Annotated in this window: 17 protein-coding genes; 12 read left to right on the forward strand and 5 right to left on the reverse strand. The window is 62.5% G+C overall.

The annotated features are described in order from the left end of the window. Positions 1-72: 72 nt before the first annotated feature. The 5 genes from J5J06_01560 (at position 73) to J5J06_01580 (ending at position 4,168) form a co-directional block, all read left to right on the forward strand. On the forward strand, positions 73-945 hold the full coding sequence (locus J5J06_01560; protein ID MCO6435756.1) for a hypothetical protein: 873 nt from the start codon (positions 73-75) through the stop codon (positions 943-945). Between the two features lie 87 nt (positions 946-1,032). Next, entirely contained in the window at positions 1,033-1,584 is a 552-nt protein-coding gene (locus tag J5J06_01565) for a hypothetical protein (GenBank protein MCO6435757.1), read from the forward strand. Between the two features lie 476 nt (positions 1,585-2,060). Next, the gene (locus J5J06_01570) at positions 2,061-2,435 is read left to right on the forward strand and encodes a hypothetical protein (GenBank protein ID MCO6435758.1); all 375 of its coding nucleotides are present in this window, start codon (positions 2,061-2,063) and stop codon (positions 2,433-2,435) included. A gap of 329 nt (positions 2,436-2,764) precedes the next feature. Continuing rightward, entirely contained in the window at positions 2,765-3,496 is a 732-nt protein-coding gene (locus tag J5J06_01575) for an MBL fold metallo-hydrolase (GenBank protein MCO6435759.1), read from the forward strand. 78 nt (positions 3,497-3,574) lie between these two features. Continuing rightward, positions 3,575-4,168 (forward strand): hypothetical protein, encoded by a 594-nt coding sequence (locus J5J06_01580; GenBank protein MCO6435760.1) that lies wholly within the window; start codon positions 3,575-3,577, stop codon positions 4,166-4,168. Positions 4,169-4,269: 101 nt separating this feature from the next. Here the strand turns inward: J5J06_01580 and J5J06_01585 are convergent, their stop codons facing one another. From J5J06_01585 to J5J06_01595, 3 genes are all read right to left on the reverse strand, one after another. Next, entirely contained in the window at positions 4,270-5,100 is an 831-nt protein-coding gene (locus tag J5J06_01585) for an SDR family oxidoreductase (GenBank protein ID MCO6435761.1), read from the reverse strand. 175 nt (positions 5,101-5,275) lie between these two features. Continuing rightward, positions 5,276-5,899: a tRNA-(ms[2]io[6]A)-hydroxylase gene (locus tag J5J06_01590; protein ID MCO6435762.1), complete on the reverse strand. Its 624-nt coding sequence runs from the start codon at positions 5,897-5,899 to the stop codon at positions 5,276-5,278. A gap of 48 nt (positions 5,900-5,947) precedes the next feature. Further along, positions 5,948-7,789, reverse strand: coding sequence for a tetratricopeptide repeat protein (locus tag J5J06_01595; protein MCO6435763.1), 1,842 nt, complete (start codon positions 7,787-7,789; stop codon positions 5,948-5,950). Positions 7,790-7,962: 173 nt separating this feature from the next. On the opposite strand from J5J06_01595, the gene J5J06_01600 reads away from it, so the two are divergent. The 7 genes from J5J06_01600 (at position 7,963) to J5J06_01630 (ending at position 16,128) form a co-directional block, all read left to right on the forward strand. Continuing rightward, positions 7,963-8,397, forward strand: a complete 435-nt coding sequence (locus J5J06_01600; protein ID MCO6435764.1) for a hypothetical protein — start codon at positions 7,963-7,965, stop codon at positions 8,395-8,397. 174 nt (positions 8,398-8,571) lie between these two features. Further along, positions 8,572-10,023 (forward strand): histidine--tRNA ligase, encoded by a 1,452-nt coding sequence (locus tag J5J06_01605; GenBank protein MCO6435765.1) that lies wholly within the window; start codon positions 8,572-8,574, stop codon positions 10,021-10,023. A 119-nt stretch (positions 10,024-10,142) separates the two neighbouring features. Next, on the forward strand, positions 10,143-11,438 hold the full coding sequence (locus J5J06_01610) for an aminotransferase class I/II-fold pyridoxal phosphate-dependent enzyme (protein MCO6435766.1): 1,296 nt from the start codon (positions 10,143-10,145) through the stop codon (positions 11,436-11,438). Positions 11,439-11,497: 59 nt separating this feature from the next. Further along, complete coding sequence (locus J5J06_01615; GenBank protein ID MCO6435767.1) at positions 11,498-13,564, forward strand: SO_0444 family Cu/Zn efflux transporter; 2,067 nt, start codon at positions 11,498-11,500, stop codon at positions 13,562-13,564. 24 nt (positions 13,565-13,588) lie between these two features. After that, on the forward strand, positions 13,589-14,608 hold the full coding sequence (gene hflC / locus J5J06_01620) for a protease modulator HflC (GenBank protein ID MCO6435768.1): 1,020 nt from the start codon (positions 13,589-13,591) through the stop codon (positions 14,606-14,608). Between the two features lie 14 nt (positions 14,609-14,622). Next, positions 14,623-15,597, forward strand: coding sequence for an FtsH protease activity modulator HflK (gene hflK, locus J5J06_01625; GenBank protein ID MCO6435769.1), 975 nt, complete (start codon positions 14,623-14,625; stop codon positions 15,595-15,597). A gap of 27 nt (positions 15,598-15,624) precedes the next feature. Beyond that, positions 15,625-16,128 carry a GNAT family N-acetyltransferase gene (locus J5J06_01630; GenBank protein ID MCO6435770.1) on the forward strand — a complete coding sequence of 168 codons (504 nt, stop codon included), beginning with the start codon at positions 15,625-15,627 and terminating at the stop codon, positions 16,126-16,128. A gap of 17 nt (positions 16,129-16,145) precedes the next feature. Here the strand turns inward: J5J06_01630 and J5J06_01635 are convergent, their stop codons facing one another. After that, positions 16,146-16,661, reverse strand: a complete 516-nt coding sequence (locus J5J06_01635; GenBank protein ID MCO6435771.1) for an 8-oxo-dGTP diphosphatase — start codon at positions 16,659-16,661, stop codon at positions 16,146-16,148. Next, complete coding sequence (locus J5J06_01640; GenBank protein MCO6435772.1) at positions 16,661-17,824, reverse strand: AAA family ATPase; 1,164 nt, start codon at positions 17,822-17,824, stop codon at positions 16,661-16,663. The genes J5J06_01635 and J5J06_01640 overlap by 1 nt, the downstream gene beginning before the upstream one ends. Positions 17,825-17,955 lie beyond the last annotated feature (131 nt).

The following is a 17,955-nucleotide window of genomic DNA, read 5'->3' on the forward strand; positions in this document are numbered from 1 at the left end:
GTGGAGAGACGGCGAGTCGGGCGGTAGCGGCGAAGGATTTCACCGAGCTTGGCGATACGAACGAATTCTGCCGTGAAGAAGTCTACCTCAGATTTTCGCTCGCTGGTTTTTGTTGAGCACTCAACTCTTACACGGATAGATTACGACTCAATTGCGATGCTTCTGCTGTTAATCGGATTGATCGCCGGCTGTCCGAGAAGTGGCCACGATTCAGGCTTATCGCGACTCCGCGAAGCGCTGAAATCCCCTGGACAATTCTCCGCACACGAGCTTGCCCAATACTGCGAAAAGGCGGGACCACAGGGCGCTGAGATTGTTCGATCTGCGGTTCTTACCGCCGAGAATGCAAATGACAGGCACCTTCTTCTAAGGGCACTCCTGAAGTGCGACGTTGACGGGCAACTTCCCTTCGTAATCGGGAAATTGGCGCGCCCACGGCCGAGTCAGGGCACCGTTCAGAAGGTAATGGAAAGGTGCCTGGTTCCCGCGTCGCGGCGATTTCTCCAAGAACGCGTGACGACCGCTACAGGCGATGAGTTGGTGGTAGTGCTTGGTGCGCTCGCGCTCGTCGCGGACGACCGGGAATCGCTGGAACTGGCAAAACAACAATTCCATCGACCGGATCTGGATCCTGAGACAACGATCGCGGCCCTGCACTTCCTGGCACACGCCGCGCACTTCAACCGGGATGAAAGCGCTGCTAGCGAAGTCCGCGGTTATCTTTATTCCGAAGACGGTGGAATTCGAATGCACGCAGTTCTCGCTCTTTCCATGATTCCAGGAAAAGAAGCTGATTCCCTGCTGGCAGAGGCGCTGTCGGACCCTGCCCAAGGATATGCCGCCGCATTTCGCGACGGGGTCCTGAAGAATCGGAAGAGCATGTTGGAAACCGAGTCATACACTCCTCCAGGATGGGCGGCTGCGGTTCAGGGGAAGGACAAATGACAAAGCTCTACTTCGGCGGCGTCTGTGGGAATTCGGCAAAGTTCGGCCGACCAACCAGAAGCCGGTGTTTGCGCTGAGATAGCCGGCGTGCAACTCGCAGGCAAATCGGACCAGGTGACCCGACGCATCCTGCGCCAGCGGCTGTTGTTCATGGTGGCCGCGGGCGCTCTCGTGACTTGTATTCGCGCTGCCCTGAACGAGACGCCGTTGGGGGCGCATGTGTGGGCCGTAACCAGCGCCCAATTGGTATGCCTCGTCGCGGTAACCATCGTGGGCTCCTGGCCGCTCACTTCCTACCGAATCGCCGGGCAGATGGGGTTGGCGGGCGTGATCGGCTTCACTGGCACGGGCATTGCTATCTCTTGGTTTCGGGATTGGCCCTCCTATCCCATTGGGTTCATCGTCATCGGTTTGTTGACCACATGGCTGGCACTCTGCACGGTGGTTGTCGGTCTCGTGTGTCTCGCGACCTTGCTTCGTCGCTGGTACTGGCCGGTTTACCCCGAAGGGCATTGCCAGAAGTGCGGATACAACCTGTTTGGCCTGGAAGAGCGGCGGTGCCCGGAATGCGGAAGGCCGTTTGAGGCTGACGTTTCAGGGAATCGGCGCGAAGAAGGGAGTGGATTAAGTGGTCAGTAACATAGTCTATACGGCTGCTATTGGTGTCATTTTACTCGCGGGATGCGATCGAAACCCGTATTCGGGTCCCCCCGGTCAGCAGTCGCCACTCGCTCTTCGGTATGAGGCCGGGCTCGCGGAGGCGGAGCGGCAGGCCGCAGAGAGCGCCAGACAAATGAAGATCGTGGAGGAGCAAGTCGATAGATACGACCAGCTACTTCAAAAATGGGAGCGCCAAGAGGAGAGGATTAGCCAGCTAATTGATCGATGGGAGACTACGCTGGAGCGAGTCAATCGAATCTTGGACGGAGTCGAGACAGCGCACACATCAGACAAATAGGAGCGTGCAACGAAGAATGTTCGGGGGAACTACTGGAAGATTGAATGCGTCTCGCTCGTTTCACTTGATCGCAATCTCGGCCGCCGCAATGCTATTGTGGGGGTGCGCGACGCAGGAGGCTGGATGTCGGCAGCGGGTGTCCGGGTCGGCGCCTGGGTTGGAGAATAGCTCGGCGGCCAAGAGTGGAACGACTCTGCGCATCCTCTGCGATATTCCTTCCGAGATCGGGCCCGATGAGCAGGTCTATGCGGGGAGGATCGACTGGGCCCACGGCAGCGAGTCATTTGCGTTCCGGCTGTCGCGGGAGGACGTGGACATTCCGCTGGCCGGGGTGGTGACGTTCGAAGAGCCGGTGCACGTTTACCTCTTCGTGGACAGGAAGCCGCCGGGCTCGAAGAAGTTCCACGAAGGAGAGTGGTCCGCCTGGGTGCGGTATCCCTGGGCACGCTCGGTAGCATGCTACGATCGATTGTGCGTACGCCTGTCGGGATTTCGGGATGCCCAAGAATGGGCATGGAGCTTCCGGCCGTGAGACTGGATCGCAGGCAAGAGGTGCATCGAGATGCACCCCACGCTGGATTCCGGCGTTCGCCGGATTGACGGCGAGCAAACCAGGCAATCAGGACGCAAAGAGCATGTCCACGGGGCGTGGACATGGCACTCGAATAAGAGGTGCGTCGGGGACGCACCCTACAAAGACTATCCGCACGGCGGGCCCTGCTTGGAAGAAGCCGCGAAGCGACCTTTGACGAGGACATCAAGGACAGGCTCCGCCACGAAGCCACGGAGGACGGAAGAGGAACGGAGAACCGAGATTCGAATACAGCGCATTAAACTGAAATAGTCCAGCGAGTCCAAGCCATGGCAACAATCACGGAAATATCGGCCGGGGTGCATCGGATCAGCGTTCTGTATCGCGAGATCAATCTGCAGTTCAACCACTTCCTGGTGGTTGATGACGAGCCGCTGCTCTACCACACGGGCATGCGGCGGATGTTTCCCGAGGTGGTGGAGGCGGTGAAGCGGATCATCGATCCGGCGAAGCTGCGCTGGATCGGATTCAGCCACTTCGAGGTGGACGAGTGCGGGTCGCTCAACAACTGGCTGACGATCGCGCCACATGCACAGGCCGTGTTGGGCGTGGTGGGATCGATGGTGAATCTGAACGACTACGCCGATCGGCCGCCGCGGGCGCTCAATCAGGACGAAGTGTTCAGTACGGGGAAGTTGCGGTTCAAGTATCGATCGACGCCGCATCTGCCGCACGGCTGGGACGCGGGCGTGCTGTTCGAGGAGACGCAGCGGGTGCTGTTCTGCTCGGACCTGTTCACGCACAACGGGGACGTGGAAGCGATTACGGAGTCGGACATTCTGGGGCGGACGCGGCAGTCGCTGGTGGATTTCCAGGCGGGGCCGCTGATGGACTACATGCCCTATACGCCGAACACGCGGCGGTTGCTGGAGGGGCTGGCACGGCTGGAACCGCGCGTGCTGGCGACGATGCACGGTAGTTCGTTTGCGGGAGATGGCGCGAAGGCGCTGATTGATCTTGACGGGGTGATGAAGGAGATGCTGGGGAAGCCGTCGAGGTGAGGAAAGCACTGTTCAAGAGCAGTGGCACACCGAAAGAGAGGCTGCGGGGCGGGTCCTGCGGGAGACGAAGCCACTTTGATGAACGTTGCCGAGTCAGAAGCCAAACCGGCATTTGAGTGTTGCGTGCGGTGTCGGTACTCTCTAAAAGGGCTGCCTGCCCGGCATGCCTGTCCGGAATGTGGCCTTCGCTTCGATGAGAAGTGCGCCTTATATCGAGCCACCAACGCTCGACAGGTACTCATCCTCTGGTGTGTAATCCTCGGCGGGGGCTGGGTAAGCCTGCGGAATCTCCCCGCGTTCTTCAAGTCGGGCAGATTATCGGCTTGGGACGCCGTGGGCGCGATTGCGGCCGCGCTTTGGATCGTCTTCGTGGTTGTCGGAGTTCTGTTCGTGTTCCGCCGTTATCGCCAGGGGTACAAGGTGGCCGTCATGACAGACGGTTTGATCGTCCATCTCCCCGGATTTTCGGAGAACCTGGTTCCCTGGAAGGACGTTCTCAGTGCTTCCATCAAGGATCGGCCCACGGCCAAACGGCTGGGCGTCAAGATCGAGCTCAAGGATGGAAAGAGACTGGAGATTGGTGGCATGGTGAACCTGTTTCCGCATCTTGACGTTGCGAAACGGTTCGTTGAGCAAGTTGAGGCGAGAGTCTCCGGCCACGAGATTTCTTAATCAGCATCGTGGCGCCTCGCGTACCCGTTCAAGAGCACACGTTATGGCCACGTAAGTCGAATTCTATCTTTGCCGTCGAGCCGAAAACGGCGCCGCAACCATCAGTGCTGCGGATGGCGGAGCGTCAATCCCAGTAATAGCTTGATCCGATCGTTGCGGACGCGCTTGCCGCGCGGGGAGGTGTTGCCGTCCGTCCAGGTGACGGGCGGCAGGCCGGCGGCGGCGAGGAGGCGATCGTAGTATTCGCGGCGGAGCATGGGGCGATCGCCGGAAAGGTTGAGCACGCCGTGGTGGTCGGTGTCGAGCAAGGCCACGAGTGCCGTGATGATGTCATCGCGATGGACCATGTTGACGTAGGCGTTGCCGTCGTCGCGGGTGGCGCCGGCCGCGCTGTGGATGCGAGCGAGGTGGTCGCGGCTGGGGCCGTAGATCCCGGTGAGGCGGACGACGCTAACGCTGAGAGGACGGTTTGCGGGTCGGGCGGCGGGGATGCCCAGCAGGACTTTTTCCGCTTCGACGAGGACTTTGCCGCCCTCGCGGGCGCCCTCGGCCGGGGAATCTTCGTCGACCCAGGAGGCGTCATTCTGGGCGTAGACGGAAGTTGAGGACGTGTAGATGAGACGGCGGACGGGGGCGTCGGGCAGGACTTCGGCGAGGCTCTGGGCGGCGCGGAGGTAGACGGCGCGGTAGTCGGCGTCGTAAGCGCCGGCGGCGACGGTGAGGAAGACGGCGTGGCGGTCGGCGAGGAGGGAGCGCATGGCGGCGACGTCGACAACGTCGAGCACGGCGGGGCGGAGGCCGAGGGCGGAGAGGTCGGGTAAGCGGTCGCGCGAGCGGGTGGTGGCGAGAACGTCGTGACCGGCGGCGGCGAGATGTTTACCCAGAGCCGAGCCGACGTATCCGCAGCCGATGATGGCGATGTTGGTGGGCATGGTCATGCTCCGCTTGTTTGAGTGTCGTGTCCGTGGCAGAGAAGTGGCGCGTCGGGGGACGCGCCCCACTGAAGCCACGCGGCCCAGAGTTTGCTTCGCGCCGCGCGTTCGATGATACACGTCCAATGGTAAAGGCACGCGAACCGCGTGTCATGCGACACGCGAACCGCACCATCTACATTCCGCTGTGCATGGTCGGGCCGGGAGGTTGGGCGACGATGATTTCGGCCTCGGCATTGAGCATCTGGCTCCAGCGGCGGTCGATGCCCTTTGCACCGGGAAGGCCACGAGCAAGGCTGATGAAGCTCTCGTAGTGGCCGGCTTCTGAGGCGTAGAGCCCGCGGTAGAGGCGGGCGAGCTCGCGGTCCGGGCAGTGTTCGGCGAGGAGGGCGAAGCGTTCGCAGGAGCGGGCCTCGATCAGGGCGCTGATCATGAGGCGGTCGATGAGCTCCTCCGGACCGCGGCCGCGGCGGACGAGGGCGTGGAGGTCGGCAGCGTAGCGGTTGCGGTGCATGCGGGTCAGTCGTCCTCCGCGACGGGCAAGGAGTCGGACAACGACGGCCAGGTGCTCGACCTCGTCGCGGGCGACGGCGGTCATGACCTTGACCCAGTTTTCCGGCGGATTGGGCTCGGGCCAGCGGTTGAGCAATTCGAGGGCGTTGGCGGCGGCCTTCTTTTCCAGGTGCGCATGGTCGTTGAGAAGGAGGAGCGGCTCGCGCAGGACACCGGCGGCCCATTCGGGAGGAGTGACGTAGCGAAGGGGAAGGTCGACGGCGATTGGCTGGTGCGTTTTGCTCATAGGGCGATTCGGAATCGGGCGCCAGGGACTCAGTTTTCTACGGCAGGTTCATTCTAACAGCCTGGCAAGATCGGCTGCCAGTCGTGGATTGAGGCGTTGGAGCGTAGGGAGAATCTTCCGGGCCTCTTCGTACCGCCCGAGGGAAGCCAACGTTCCACCCAGGTTGTACCAGGCGGTGGCAAAATCGGGGTCGAGATCGACTGCGAGGCGGAATGCGGCGACCGCCTCCTTCGGTCGTCCCGTGGCGAGCAGCGCGGAGCCAAGGCTGTTGTGGGCGTCGGCCTGGTTGGGGCGGAGGCGGATGGCTTCGCGCAAATGCACGATGGCGTCTTGCGGTCGGCTTTCCAGCAGATCGACCATACCAAGCCCGAGGTACGCGGGCGCGAAAGCAGGGTCGAGCTTGATTACGCCGGTAAAACCACGTCGCGCTTCCGGCAGGTCGCCGGCATCGAGTCTCGCGCGGGACTCGTTGTAGTAGAAGCGGATGAAGACAGGATCGGCGGCGTAGGCCCGGCCGGCGAGTTGCACGCCCAATTCGAACAACAAGGCAAGACTCATGGCGGCGCAGAGCAAGTCGAATGCGCGGAAGCGCAGCCCGGCGATCCGCAACGGTGATAACTTGGCGGACAGCGACGTGGCAAGCCAGAGCAGCGCGAATACCACGGGCAAGACGAGCGATAGCAGGAAGCGATCGCCGTAGGCCACCGGAACGTACCAGGCATACGCGAAGAGATAGCCTGCGAGCATCACGCCGGTGAACACGGCCGGGAAAGCGTACCTGGCGAGCCACGCACGAACTCTGCCCGGACTGCGGAACCCGAGGACCACGGCGGCCAGCGCCAGAACAAGCAGGTACTTGAGCCATGCGCTATGCAGGGCCATCGCTCCCAGCGTCTGAAGGCCATAGGCGAGGCGGTGAACCATCTGGCCAAACGTGTGTGTCCGCCAGTAGTTGAGTGGGCCGGGAATGCGATCGGAGGAAGCCTCGGGATAGTGCTCATTGATTTCATAGGCTCGCGCGAACTGCTCGGCCTCGGTCCAGTTGTCGCACCACATGAAAAACGTCGAATTCACGTTGTAGAAGACTTGGCCGAAATGCGTGTAGTTCGCGAATAGGTACGGGGATGTCAGCAGGAGGAATGTGAACTTCACGACCAGCGCCGCCAGGAAGGACTGAAAGCGCGAGGGCCTTCGAAAGAGAGAGTGGCGTGATGTATTCCGCGCGTCCGTGTCGCGAGCCTGGGTCTTATCCCCCTCGCGCGTCGGAGAGGACGCCGAAGTCGAGTGAAAATGGCGGACAACCGCGCGAAGCACGAGCGTTACAACAAGGGCGATCCAGAGGGGTGCGGCCGATGACTTGGTCAAATAGGCCAGGGCGAGCAAGACACCTCCAACCACCGCCCATCCCAATTTCGGCCGCAGGAGCAAGCGGCAGAAGACAAGCCAGGTCCCAAAGAAGAGCGTGTAGAACGCAAGTTCGGCCTGGACGAAGGAAGCCTTGGGCAGGAAAATCGTTACGGCAGTGAGCAGCCCGAAGAGCGTCGCGGCGGCGGGCGGAAGCGTGGCGTACGCGACCGCGCCGATAGCCAGGAGGAGCACGGCGGAAATCAGAATGGAGATCGCCGTGGCACGACGGAAAAATACCGTTAGATCGGTGTCATAGGCCATCGCGGTGAGGGCGGGGATCAGCGGCATGCGGTTGCGATCGCCGAAGTAATCGGTAATGCCTTCCTCCGCTATCCCCTTTGCGTAGGCCAGGTAGGGGAATTGCCCGCCGGCCGTGGGGCTGAGGTTGAGGCGCTGCCGCTGGAGGAACGCGGCGCCCAGAAACGCGCCGCCCGCAGCGCACCAGAGAACGACCAGCAGAACGATGACCCGTGAAGACCGCATGTACGTCGCCCGCGTGTAAGCACGCATCGTGCGGCGTTGGCGCCGGGCCGTCAACGGCGGACAAGGACGCGTCGTTCACGGGCCGGTCCTGGGGCTGATCGTCGGCCGGACCGCGTGACATTGCAGGATCAAAAGGGAGTGCCTCCGGGGAACATCAGAAACGGAGCTTCGTCATGAAATTCCTGTTTGGATCGGTCGTCGTGATCGGTTTGGCGCTGGCGGGCGTGTACTATGCGGGCGGATTTGCCACGTTCGATCCCGATGAGCAGGGGCGTCAGGTCCGCGCCTCCATCGCGCCGGGAATGTCCTGGGAAGCGGTCGTCGACACCGCGGGCGAGCCGAAGCATTACCAGCCGATCCTTCGGTCGGTTCAGAAATTCCCCGGCGGCGGAGAAGTCGAATTCTTCAAGCCCGGTCCCAAGAATCCGTTCCGTCGCGAATCGGTACAGTCCCGCGTTCAGGAAGGCAGCCTCCCCCACGGTTTTCTCATTGCCTATGTGTATTCGGCGTCAACGGCGTTCACCGTTCGCTTTGACGGGTCGGGTGCGGTTCATTCGATCGACGATGCAATGACGATGAACGATCTCCTCCAAATGCCGCGCGATTGATCGCGCCAAGCTGCGTGTTCCCAGAATGCTTCGCCAGCGGACGGCCATCCGAGCACGGACAGGTTTGCTGGACAAGTCTGACGCGCCCACTAGACTGGCCTTGCGGTACGAACCGACCGCGGGAGCTTGGCCTTGGATTCCACGGACAAACCGACTCGAACCGTTCCCCGACGGATGAAGGGGTTCCGGGATATTACCGCGGGGGAGATGCTCGCCCGTGAGCGCATGATCGGCCGCATTCGGGAGGTGTACGAGCGCTACGGATTCGTACCCCTGGAGACACCGGGGCTGGAATACGTTGATGTGCTCGGGAAGTACCTTCCCGAAGCGGATCAGCCCGACGGAGGCATTTTTGCGTTCCGCGACGAGGATCAGGAATGGGTCGCGTTGCGCTACGACCTGACCGCGCCGCTCTCCCGATACGTGGCGATGAACCCCGATTTGCCACTGCCATTCCGTCGGTATCAGATCGGGCCGGTGTATCGCGTCGAGAAACCCGGGCCGGGGCGCTTTCGCGAATTCTACCAGTGCGACTTCGACTCGGTCGGCACGAATTCGATGCTGGCCGACGCGGAGTGCTGCATGGTCATGTGCGATACGCTGGAGGCGCTGGGCATCCGCCGCGGTGACTACCGTATCAACATCAACAACCGCAAGGTGCTCAACGGCGTGCTGGAGGCGATCGGCGGCGGCGCGGATCTGTCCGAGCGCGGGTCGCTCAATGTTCTTCGGGCGATCGACAAGCTCGATCGCGTGGGACTCGAAGGCGTGCGACAATTGCTTGGCGCGGGTCGGCGCGATGAATCCGGTGACTTCACCAAGGGTGCCGGACTGGAAGGCACACAGACCGACGTGGTGTTGCGATACCTTGCCGTCCAGGGCGCGAATCGTGCTACGGTTTGTGACGAGCTCGAGCGTCTTGTTGGCGAGAGTGCGGTCGGCCGGGAAGGCGTAGACGAATTGCGCCAGATCGGCCAGGCGCTGCATGACGCGGACTATCGCGAAGACCGTGTGGTCATCGACCCGACAGTCGTTCGCGGACTGGCCTACTATACCGGACCGGTGTTCGAAGGCGTGCTTACCTTTGACATCGTGGATGAATCGGGGGCAAAGCGACAATTCGGCAGCGTGTTCGGCGGAGGTCGCTACGACGATCTCGTCGAACGGTTCACCGGCCAGCGCGTGCCCGCGACCGGCGCGTCGATCGGCGTTGATCGCCTGCTTGCGGCGCTGGTGGCCCTCGACAAGGTCGAGATGACCACGGCCACGGCTCCGGTGCTGGTAACCCGCCTGGACAAGAGCATGACGCGGGAGTACCAGAATATCGCCTTTGAGCTTCGCTCGGCAGGCATCAACGCGGAGCTATACGTCGGCACGCAGGGCATCGGCAAGCAGTTCAAGTACGCCAGCGACAGCGGAAAAACGGTGGCCGTCATCGTCGGTGAGGACGAGTTGAACTCAGGGCAGGTGTCGATCAAGGACCTTCGCCTGGGGCGGGAGCTGGGGGCGCAGGTCGGTGCGGATCGGCGGAAATGGCTCGAAGAGCAGCCGGCGCAGTTTTCGGCCCCGCGCGGCGAGCTCGTGACGGCGGTGCAGCGCGTGCTGGGGCGGTACTCGATCGGGTAATGCGCATGTATCGAATAGCACGGGTCCGCATGCGGTTCCCAGCCGGACTGGTAAGATCCTTCTGTGCGGCTTGAATGCAATTGGTTCCACACCTCCCTATAGATCCCTGAGAACGACTGATGAATTCATCGAAACCGGTAAGCCTGAACCTGAACGTGCGGGGGATGGGCGCCTCGGCCACCCTGGCCATCAAAGAGGTTTGCCGCCGCCTGCGCGGGCAAGGTAAGCACATCTACGACTTCGGCCTGGGACAGTCGCCATTTCCTGTACCGGGAACCGTCGTGGATGCGCTGCGACACTCGGCCCACGAGAAGGATTATCTCCCGGTGCAGGGCCTACCGGCACTGCGCGAAGCGGTGGCGGAGTTTCATCGACGGAGGGACCACATCGCCGTGGACCCGTCGCGCGTGCTGATCGGTCCGGGCTCGAAGGAGTTGATGTTCCTCCTGCAGCTCAGCTTCTACGGGGAGATCGTACTGCGAACGCCGTGTTGGGTTTCGTATCTGCCCCAGGCGCGGATTATCGGCCGGCAGATCAATCTGATGCACACGAGTTTCGAAACGGGATGGAAGATTCGCCCAGAGCAGCTTCTGGAGCGACTCGAAGGGGAACAGGACGATCTCCGCCCGCGTCTGTTCATCCTCAATTATCCGAGCAATCCGACCGGGCACACGTACACGGCGGACGAGTTGAAGGAACTGGCCGAGGTTGCGCGGCGATTCCAGCTCATCATTCTTTCCGACGAGATCTACGGGCAATTGCACTATCAGGGCGAACACGTATCGATCGCTCGGTTCTACCCGGAGCGGACCATCGTCAGCTCGGGGCTGTCCAAGTGGTGCGGCGCGGGAGGTTGGCGCCTAGGGACGTTCACGTTTCCGGAGGAGCTTCAGTGGCTGCTGGAGTCGATGGCGGCCGTGGCGAGCGAAACGTACACTTCCGTTTGCGCGCCGGTGCAGTACGCCGCCGTGGAGGCTTTTCATTGCGGGGTTTCCGTGGAGCGCTATCTATGGCATGTGCGCCGGATTCTCTCCGCGATGGCTCAGCGATGCGTGAGCACCCTTCATGACGCCGGGATTGCGCTGCATCCTCCGGCGGGATCATTTTACCTTTATCCGGATCTTTCGCCGCTGAAGGAGCGCGCCGCCGCACGGGGGATTCGCAGCGGCGCGGTTCTCTGCCGGCGCCTGCTCGAGGAAACCGGCGTGGCCGTGCTTCCGGGCTCATCCTTCGCCCGGCCGGCGGAGGAACTCACGCTGCGGTTGTCGTTCGTGGATTTTGACGGCGCGTCGGCGCTGGCGGCCAGCGAGAACGTCCCCCTTGACCAGCCGCTGCCCGAGGCCACGCTGGAGCGCTGCTGCAGAAATGTATTTGAGGGTGTGGAGCGCGTCGCGGCGTGGGCGAAGGCGCTGTAATCGGGTCTTGCCCCTTGTTGGATTTGGACGACGACGATCCCCTCTCAACTTGAATCAACATGTTCCTGACGGCCTGGTCCATCCTCTGCGAGTCGGCCGTGTTCATTCTGTTCGGCTTTCTGCTGGCTGGACTCCTGGACGCAGCGCTGACCACGGCGCGGGTGATTCCCTTGTTGTCTCGCCGTCGGGCGCGGTCGGTATTCTGGGCGACCATCGTAGGACTACCGCTGCCGCTGTGCTCATGCGGCGTGCTGCCCACGGCGTTGACATTGCGGCGGCGAGGCGCCAGCAAAGGCGCCACGCTTTCCTTTCTCATTTCGACACCGGAGACGAGCGTTACGTCGGTGCTGCTGACGTACGCCCTGCTCGGACCGGTCATGGCGGTGTTCCGGCCCATTGCGGCGTGCGTAACGGCCCTGGTCGCGGGACTCATCGAGAACGCCCGGGGCGGGGAGGAGGAGACCAAGTCATCCGTTCCTGTGGCGGACGTACCGCCGGCTATGGTCTCGCTTACCGTCATGGGACAGCCGGCGCCGCTGGAAGAGACCTGTTGCGCCACGGAGTCGAAGCTGGCCGAAGCGCCGGCGGGCGAAAGTCTGCGAGGGCGAATCGACAAGGGCATGCGATTCGCGTTCGTCGACCTCTTCGACGACATCTTCGCGTGGGTGCTCGTGGGGATTGTGGTCGCAGCGGCGATCCAGGTATTTCTGCCGCCTGACGTACTCCAGCGCATCGCGGGCGGGCCGTTTCAGGCATCGCTGCTCATGGTTCTGATCGGCGTTCCGCTGTATGTTTGCGCGGAAGCCTCCACCCCCATTGCCGCCGTACTGATCGCCCAGGGGCTTAATCCCGGCGCGGCGCTCGTCTTCCTGCTGGTCGGACCGGCCACCAATATCGGGTCGCTGGGCGTGCTGCGCAAGGAGCTGGGGACGCGGACAATCGTCATCTATCTGGCCTCCATCGTGGTCGTTTCGCTGCTGATGGGCGGTGTGCTCAACGACACGCTGGCCAATTCAAGCTGGGACCTTTCGATCCGTCCACTCGACGAGCCGCTCGTCCCCGCATGGCTCAAGACCGCCGGGGCGCTGCTGTTCCTGATCATGGGCCTCGGAGCCGCGCGGCGGCAGCGCTATCTCTCCCGGCTCAGTTCCTGGCTGAGCGCGAGGCTTCCGGTGCGATTCACGCCGAGGCGCCTGCTGGGAATCGCAATCGTGGCCCCGCTCGCCGGGTACGCGCTCTCCGGCATTTTCGTAGTTCGCGCCGGCGAGTCGGGCATCGTGCGTCGCTTCGGGGCGGTGCAGCGGATTGGTCTGGAGCCCGGTCTGCACTTCGCCTGGCCATACCCCATTGACCGGGTGAATAGGGTGAGATCGCTCGAGACGCGGCGCCTGACGCTGGGTGTACCGCTTGAGCCGGATTCGGGTGCCATGGACCTCACCGAGGGCTGGCAACTCGTCGGCGACGAAAACATCGCCGACGTTCAAGTCGCGGTGCACTGGGGCGCCAAGCCGGACGCCGTCATCGACTATCAATTCGCCGTGGCGCAACGCGAAGCACTGGTTCGTGGCGTCGTGCTGGCTGCGATTCGCGAGGTGGTCGGCGGTCTACCCGTGGATCGCGTGCTCACCGTGGGGCGCGGGCAGGTCGAGGAAGACATCGAACGTTTGAGCCGGCAGCGATTGGAGGCGTATGGCAGCGGAATTCGCATCGACGCCGTTCGGATGCTGGATGCGCACGCGCCGCCCGATGTCCACGCCGCGTTTCGAGATGTGGCCAGCGCGCTGGAGGACCGCGCAACCTACGTCGATCAGGCGCGGACGATGGAGGCGCGGATCCTGCCGCTGGCGCGATCCCAGGCTGTGGAACGGCGTGAGCAGACGGCGGCACAGGCCGATTCCCTCGTTCGCTCGGCACGAGGCGAAGCCCATCGGTTCCTAGCGTTGCTGGAAGCCTATTCCCGGGCACCGGAAGTCACGCGGCGGCGCCTGGAGCTGGAGACGCTGGAGAGCGTGTTGCCCGGCGTTCGCAAATACATCAAGCCGCCCGCGGATTCCGGCGGCGAAGTCGAAATATGGTTCGTTGAGAAGGGCGAATTGCGTCGCGCTCAACCGTTCATGGAGAATTGAGCGAAACGCGGGAGGTAAAGGGCCATGCGCATCATTGTTATTGCGGCGATCGTTGCCGGGATCCTGGCTGAGTCCGTCTCCTGCTTCTTTGTCGTCGACCAGACCGAATATGCCGTGCAGATGCGCTTCGGCGAGCCCATCCGTTCGATCGTCGAGCCGGGCCTGTACGTCAAGGCACCGTTCCCTGTCGACAGTGTGCGGCGGTTCGACAACCGTTTGATGATTCTGGAGAACCCCGGACCGGACCAACCCGATCGGGAATATCTCACGCAGGACGAACAGAGCGGCATCGGCAAGAACGTGGTCGTGACGACCTATACGTGCTGGCGGATTCGCCACAGCGGAGACGCCGTATTGCGCTTCCTGGAGACCATGGGTGATACCGAGTCGGCTGCGGCGCGCATCGGCGATATCGTCGTGTCAGAGCTCGGAGCCGCTCTGGGTCGAAACGACTTTTCCGTGCTGATCTCCACCGACTCCGCCACGCGGCGCTGGACGCAATTCGCAGCGGGGCTTCGCGAGGCCTGCGCCGCGCGGCTCGAGCAGGCCTACGGACTCGATATCGTGGATGTGCAGATCCAGCGGATCAACTTCCCCGAGCAGAACCGTCGAAACGTCTTCGAGCGCATGCGCGCCGAGCGGGAGACGATCGCCGCACGGTACCGCTCCGAAGGCGAGGAGCAGGCGGCGGGAATCCGTGCCGCGGCCAATCGTCAACGGACGGAAATCCTGGCCGCCGCCTACGAAGAGGCCCAGCGGGTCCGGGGGCAGGCCGATGCCGAAGCCGCGCGAATCTATGCCGAAGCATACGGGAAGGATCCCGACTTCTACGCCTTCACACGGACGCTCGAGGCCTATGGCAAGACGTTGACTCAGGGAACGGTGGCGGTGCTCTCCGGCGGCAGCGCGTTTCTGCGACTGCTCAACAGACCGGGTGACGCGACGTCATCCAGCGCGCCGGCACCCGACGCAACGATGTCGAGTGAGGCGCGGCGGGCGAATACCGACAGGCAACAGGAAAAGAATGAGAACGTGACGCGATAACGCGATTGTCCCCCATGGAACCCGTAACATCCAATTCGGCAGCGCGGATTTCCTGGAGGCGGTGGGCGGTGGTCGCCGGCTTCGCAGGGGTGGTCATCTACGCGCTGAGCGGCACCTACTTTGTGGAGCCACATCAGCGCGGGGTGGTTCGCTGGTTCGGGCGCATTCCGCCGGCGTATCGCAGCGTGCAGCCGGGTCTGCACTACGCCCTGCCGTGGCCTTTCTGCCGGGTGGACACGCCGGCCGTGACCGAGGTTCGTCGCCTCTACGTTGGCCTGACGCCCGACGAACGGCAGGAAATCACGAAGGGTGAACCGGACGCGATCGAGCGCAGCCCGGACTCGGATATGCTCTCGGGCGACGTCAATATCCTGAAGGCAAACCTGGTTATCCAGTACAAGATACACGATCCCCCCGCGTTTCTTTTTTCGACGGACGATCCCAATCGTATCGTTCACAACACCGTCCGGGCCACGCTCGTTGAGTCGCTGGCGGGCATGTCGGTGGACCAGTCGCTGACGGTGGGGAAGGCCGCCCTTCAGGCCGAGGTGCTGACAACGGCCCAGGCACGTCTTGATCGCTACGGCATGGGCGTGCAACTGCTCTCGGCCGACGTGGAGACCATTGAACCACCCAGGGCAATCATCGACGCCTTTCAGGACGTGGTCAGCGCCAAGAAAGACGGTGAGAAGGCCGTGGACTACGCCGTCGCGGAGGCCAACCGGATTCTCCCCCGGTCACGCGGTGAAGCGGCGCAGACGCGGGAGGAAGCGCTTGCAAACGCCAAGGAGCGCGTCAGCCGCGCACGGGGAGACGCAGATCGCTTCGAGAGCATCCTGGTTGAATACCACCGCAGCCCGGGCATTCTGCGGCAGCGAATGCTCCTGCAGACGCTGGAAGAGATCCTACCGAAGATGCAGATCTATATTCTGGATGAATCGCCCGGAGATGCGCCGAGCAGGGTCCGGATCATCGACACGGCAGGTTAGCCGAGATCCACTTTCGCGAAGAACGCCATGATCCGGAAACCGCCTATTACGCTCATTGACCTGGATATTCAGGCGGCGTCTCTGATCCTGGCCGATCCCGCCCGATTCGAGAGGAGCTGTCATGTCACATTCGGAGACTTGAAGGTCACCTGCCGGGAGATTGCCGACCAGACAGCCATCATGTTGACGAGATCGCCCCGGGAAAAGCCGTGGGGTGCGTATTGGGCCGTCAACGCCGTGGCCCGGCAGGTTGTCGGAACGTGTGCATTCAAGAACGGTCCGGATGCTCAGGGAAACGTGGAGATCGCCTACTTCACACTTCCACCCTTTGAAGGCCGAGGCATTGGCACGGCCATGGCTGCGGCGCTCGTCGACGTGGCGCGGCACGCACCGACCAGACCTCGCGTCATCGCCCATACACTCCCCGAGGAGAATGCATCGACGAAGATCCTGCGCAAGCTCGAATTCACGCTGGAAGGAACCGTGCAGGATCCCGAGGATGGAGCGATCTGGCGATGGGCGCTCAAATGACCCGGGTCTGCGGAGAATCAGCCTGTCGCATCGCTGCTCTCGAAGAAGTGGTGTACAAGGCGATCATCGTCGAGAATGAATGAACCCCGGAAGGTCTCTCGGCGAAGCATCCGCGGCATCCAGAATCGGTCATCGGCCCACATGGCGTCGTAAGGAATTTCACCGAGATTTACCCACATGGGCGATGCCTCCTCCGTTTCACAAGGTTCGCCCTCCACGCCGTCTCCACGATACACGTGCACGAGCATGGAGAATCCGCTGGTAAACTGAAATCGAAGATCGCCCGCCCACACGAGGCCGATGGGCCTGGTCAGCAATTCCTCCTCGAATTCCCGGGCGGCGCATGCCAAGGCATCTTCGCCGTCTTCCACGCGCCCACCGGGTCCGTTGATTTTCCCGGCACCAATGCCCCGCTTCTTGCGAATGAGCAGGATTTGCCCGTCGCGAACGATGAAAACCAGTGTGGCCACTTCCTGCGGCGACCAGCCGGTCCAATCGAAGGTTGCCCGGTCGGCCGATTCGATCGGCGCCATCATGCCCTCGCTTTCGTCTGGGCGGTGAGCGGCAGTTGAATGTCCTCGATATACCCGCGCTTGAGGAAGTGTTCCATCGCCTCGGCCACGCTGCGGAAGACCTTCGTGGCCGTTTCGGTAACGAACGGCGACGGCTCAGAAGGCGACCGCCAAACCACGAACACTTCCTTGGTGCATTCGTGGGCGTGCTGCAACTCGCGCTCGACGCCGGAAGAAAGGCAGGGCCTGCCATCCGTGAACGCCGGAATCAAGCTGACGATCATGTCCGACTGCTCGATGAGCTTGAAGTCGCGGGCGTAAATCTGGGCGTCGATATCCTTGGCCACCTGCACGACATCGGCGACGCGATACGTCATGTCCCGGCCGTTGATGTTGACGGTCATCGTCTCCTTGCCCTGTGCGGCGGCTTCCGAGGCGGCTTTCTGGAGGTGACTGTCTTCCAGGTCGGCCGGGTCGAAGGCGACGAAATGCTCGGCCATCACGCGCCGGAATTCGTTGACCTCCTCCCGAAGATGCGGATTCGACATGATGTGGGTCATGGGGAACGACGGGTACACCTTGCGGTGGCGATGGAAGATCAGGCGGTACAAGGCAAGCATGGAGAGATCTTCCTCGCCGCGGGCCAGGATGTAGAACGAGCCGTGGCCGCGGATAACGTTGGCGAGGACTTCCGTCGCGAGAATCTCCTCCTCGCGCCAGACGAGGATGTCCTTGAGCGTGTGACGAATGTGGTGCTCGCGGTCGAGGCGCTCGTGCACTGCATCCACGTTGTCAATCAGGGTGACGTAGAGGTCGGCGTCGAGCTGGAGCATCTGGTCGTGGTCGAACGCGGGAAACAGGCCGTGCTTCCAGCGAAAAGCCGCGTGCGTGTTCACAATCACCGTTTCGTGCGTGTGCACCTGCGAAAGGACTTCCTTGAATACCGACCGCCGCAGCGTGTTCAGCCTTCCGAGGGAGACGTCCAGAATCCGGCCCGGTGCGACATCCGGCGCTTCGGCGTACATCATGTCGCCGACGTTGAACAGCCGGGCGGAGTGGCCCCGGCCCGCGGCGTATTCCACCAGCCGCTCGAGGAAGGGCTTCTTATCGACGCCCACCGGACCGGTGACGACGACACGGAAGTTCTCGTGCGAACCGGCACGGAAAAGGGGCGTCCTGGTCATGATTCTCTCCAAAGCGCAGGCCTTCGCGCCAAACGTATAGTCAACCGTTACTCCTGCCTGAGTCGGGTTCCGGAGAGCATACACTTCACGCGGGTTCCGCTTTCAGGCTCTCGCAGGAATGAGGCGTTGCC

It is taken from the genome of Phycisphaerae bacterium (assembly GCA_024102815.1).
Lineage (GTDB): Bacteria > Planctomycetota > Phycisphaerae > UBA1845 > UBA1845 > JAGFJJ01.

What these genes read in the sequence shown, in the direction of transcription:
- hflC (MCO6435768.1), top strand. Translation starts at nt 13,589, where the DNA reads ATGCGCATCATTGTTATTGCGGCGATCGTTGCCGGGATCCTGGCTGAG.
- J5J06_01630 (MCO6435770.1), top strand. Translation starts at nt 15,625, where the DNA reads ATGATCCGGAAACCGCCTATTACGCTCATTGACCTGGATATTCAGGCG.
- J5J06_01580 (MCO6435760.1), top strand. Translation starts at nt 3,575, where the DNA reads ATGAACGTTGCCGAGTCAGAAGCCAAACCGGCATTTGAGTGTTGCGTG.
- hflK (MCO6435769.1), top strand. Translation starts at nt 14,623, where the DNA reads ATGGAACCCGTAACATCCAATTCGGCAGCGCGGATTTCCTGGAGGCGG.
- J5J06_01640 (MCO6435772.1), bottom strand. Translation starts at nt 17,824, where the DNA reads ATGACCAGGACGCCCCTTTTCCGTGCCGGTTCGCACGAGAACTTCCGT.
- J5J06_01605 (MCO6435765.1), top strand. Translation starts at nt 8,572, where the DNA reads ATGAAGGGGTTCCGGGATATTACCGCGGGGGAGATGCTCGCCCGTGAG.
- J5J06_01615 (MCO6435767.1), top strand. Translation starts at nt 11,498, where the DNA reads ATGTTCCTGACGGCCTGGTCCATCCTCTGCGAGTCGGCCGTGTTCATT.
- J5J06_01595 (MCO6435763.1), bottom strand. Translation starts at nt 7,789, where the DNA reads ATGCGGTCTTCACGGGTCATCGTTCTGCTGGTCGTTCTCTGGTGCGCT.
- J5J06_01610 (MCO6435766.1), top strand. Translation starts at nt 10,143, where the DNA reads ATGAATTCATCGAAACCGGTAAGCCTGAACCTGAACGTGCGGGGGATG.
- J5J06_01575 (MCO6435759.1), top strand. Translation starts at nt 2,765, where the DNA reads ATGGCAACAATCACGGAAATATCGGCCGGGGTGCATCGGATCAGCGTT.
- J5J06_01585 (MCO6435761.1), bottom strand. Translation starts at nt 5,100, where the DNA reads ATGCCCACCAACATCGCCATCATCGGCTGCGGATACGTCGGCTCGGCT.
- J5J06_01600 (MCO6435764.1), top strand. Translation starts at nt 7,963, where the DNA reads ATGAAATTCCTGTTTGGATCGGTCGTCGTGATCGGTTTGGCGCTGGCG.
- J5J06_01635 (MCO6435771.1), bottom strand. Translation starts at nt 16,661, where the DNA reads ATGGCGCCGATCGAATCGGCCGACCGGGCAACCTTCGATTGGACCGGC.
- J5J06_01590 (MCO6435762.1), bottom strand. Translation starts at nt 5,899, where the DNA reads ATGAGCAAAACGCACCAGCCAATCGCCGTCGACCTTCCCCTTCGCTAC.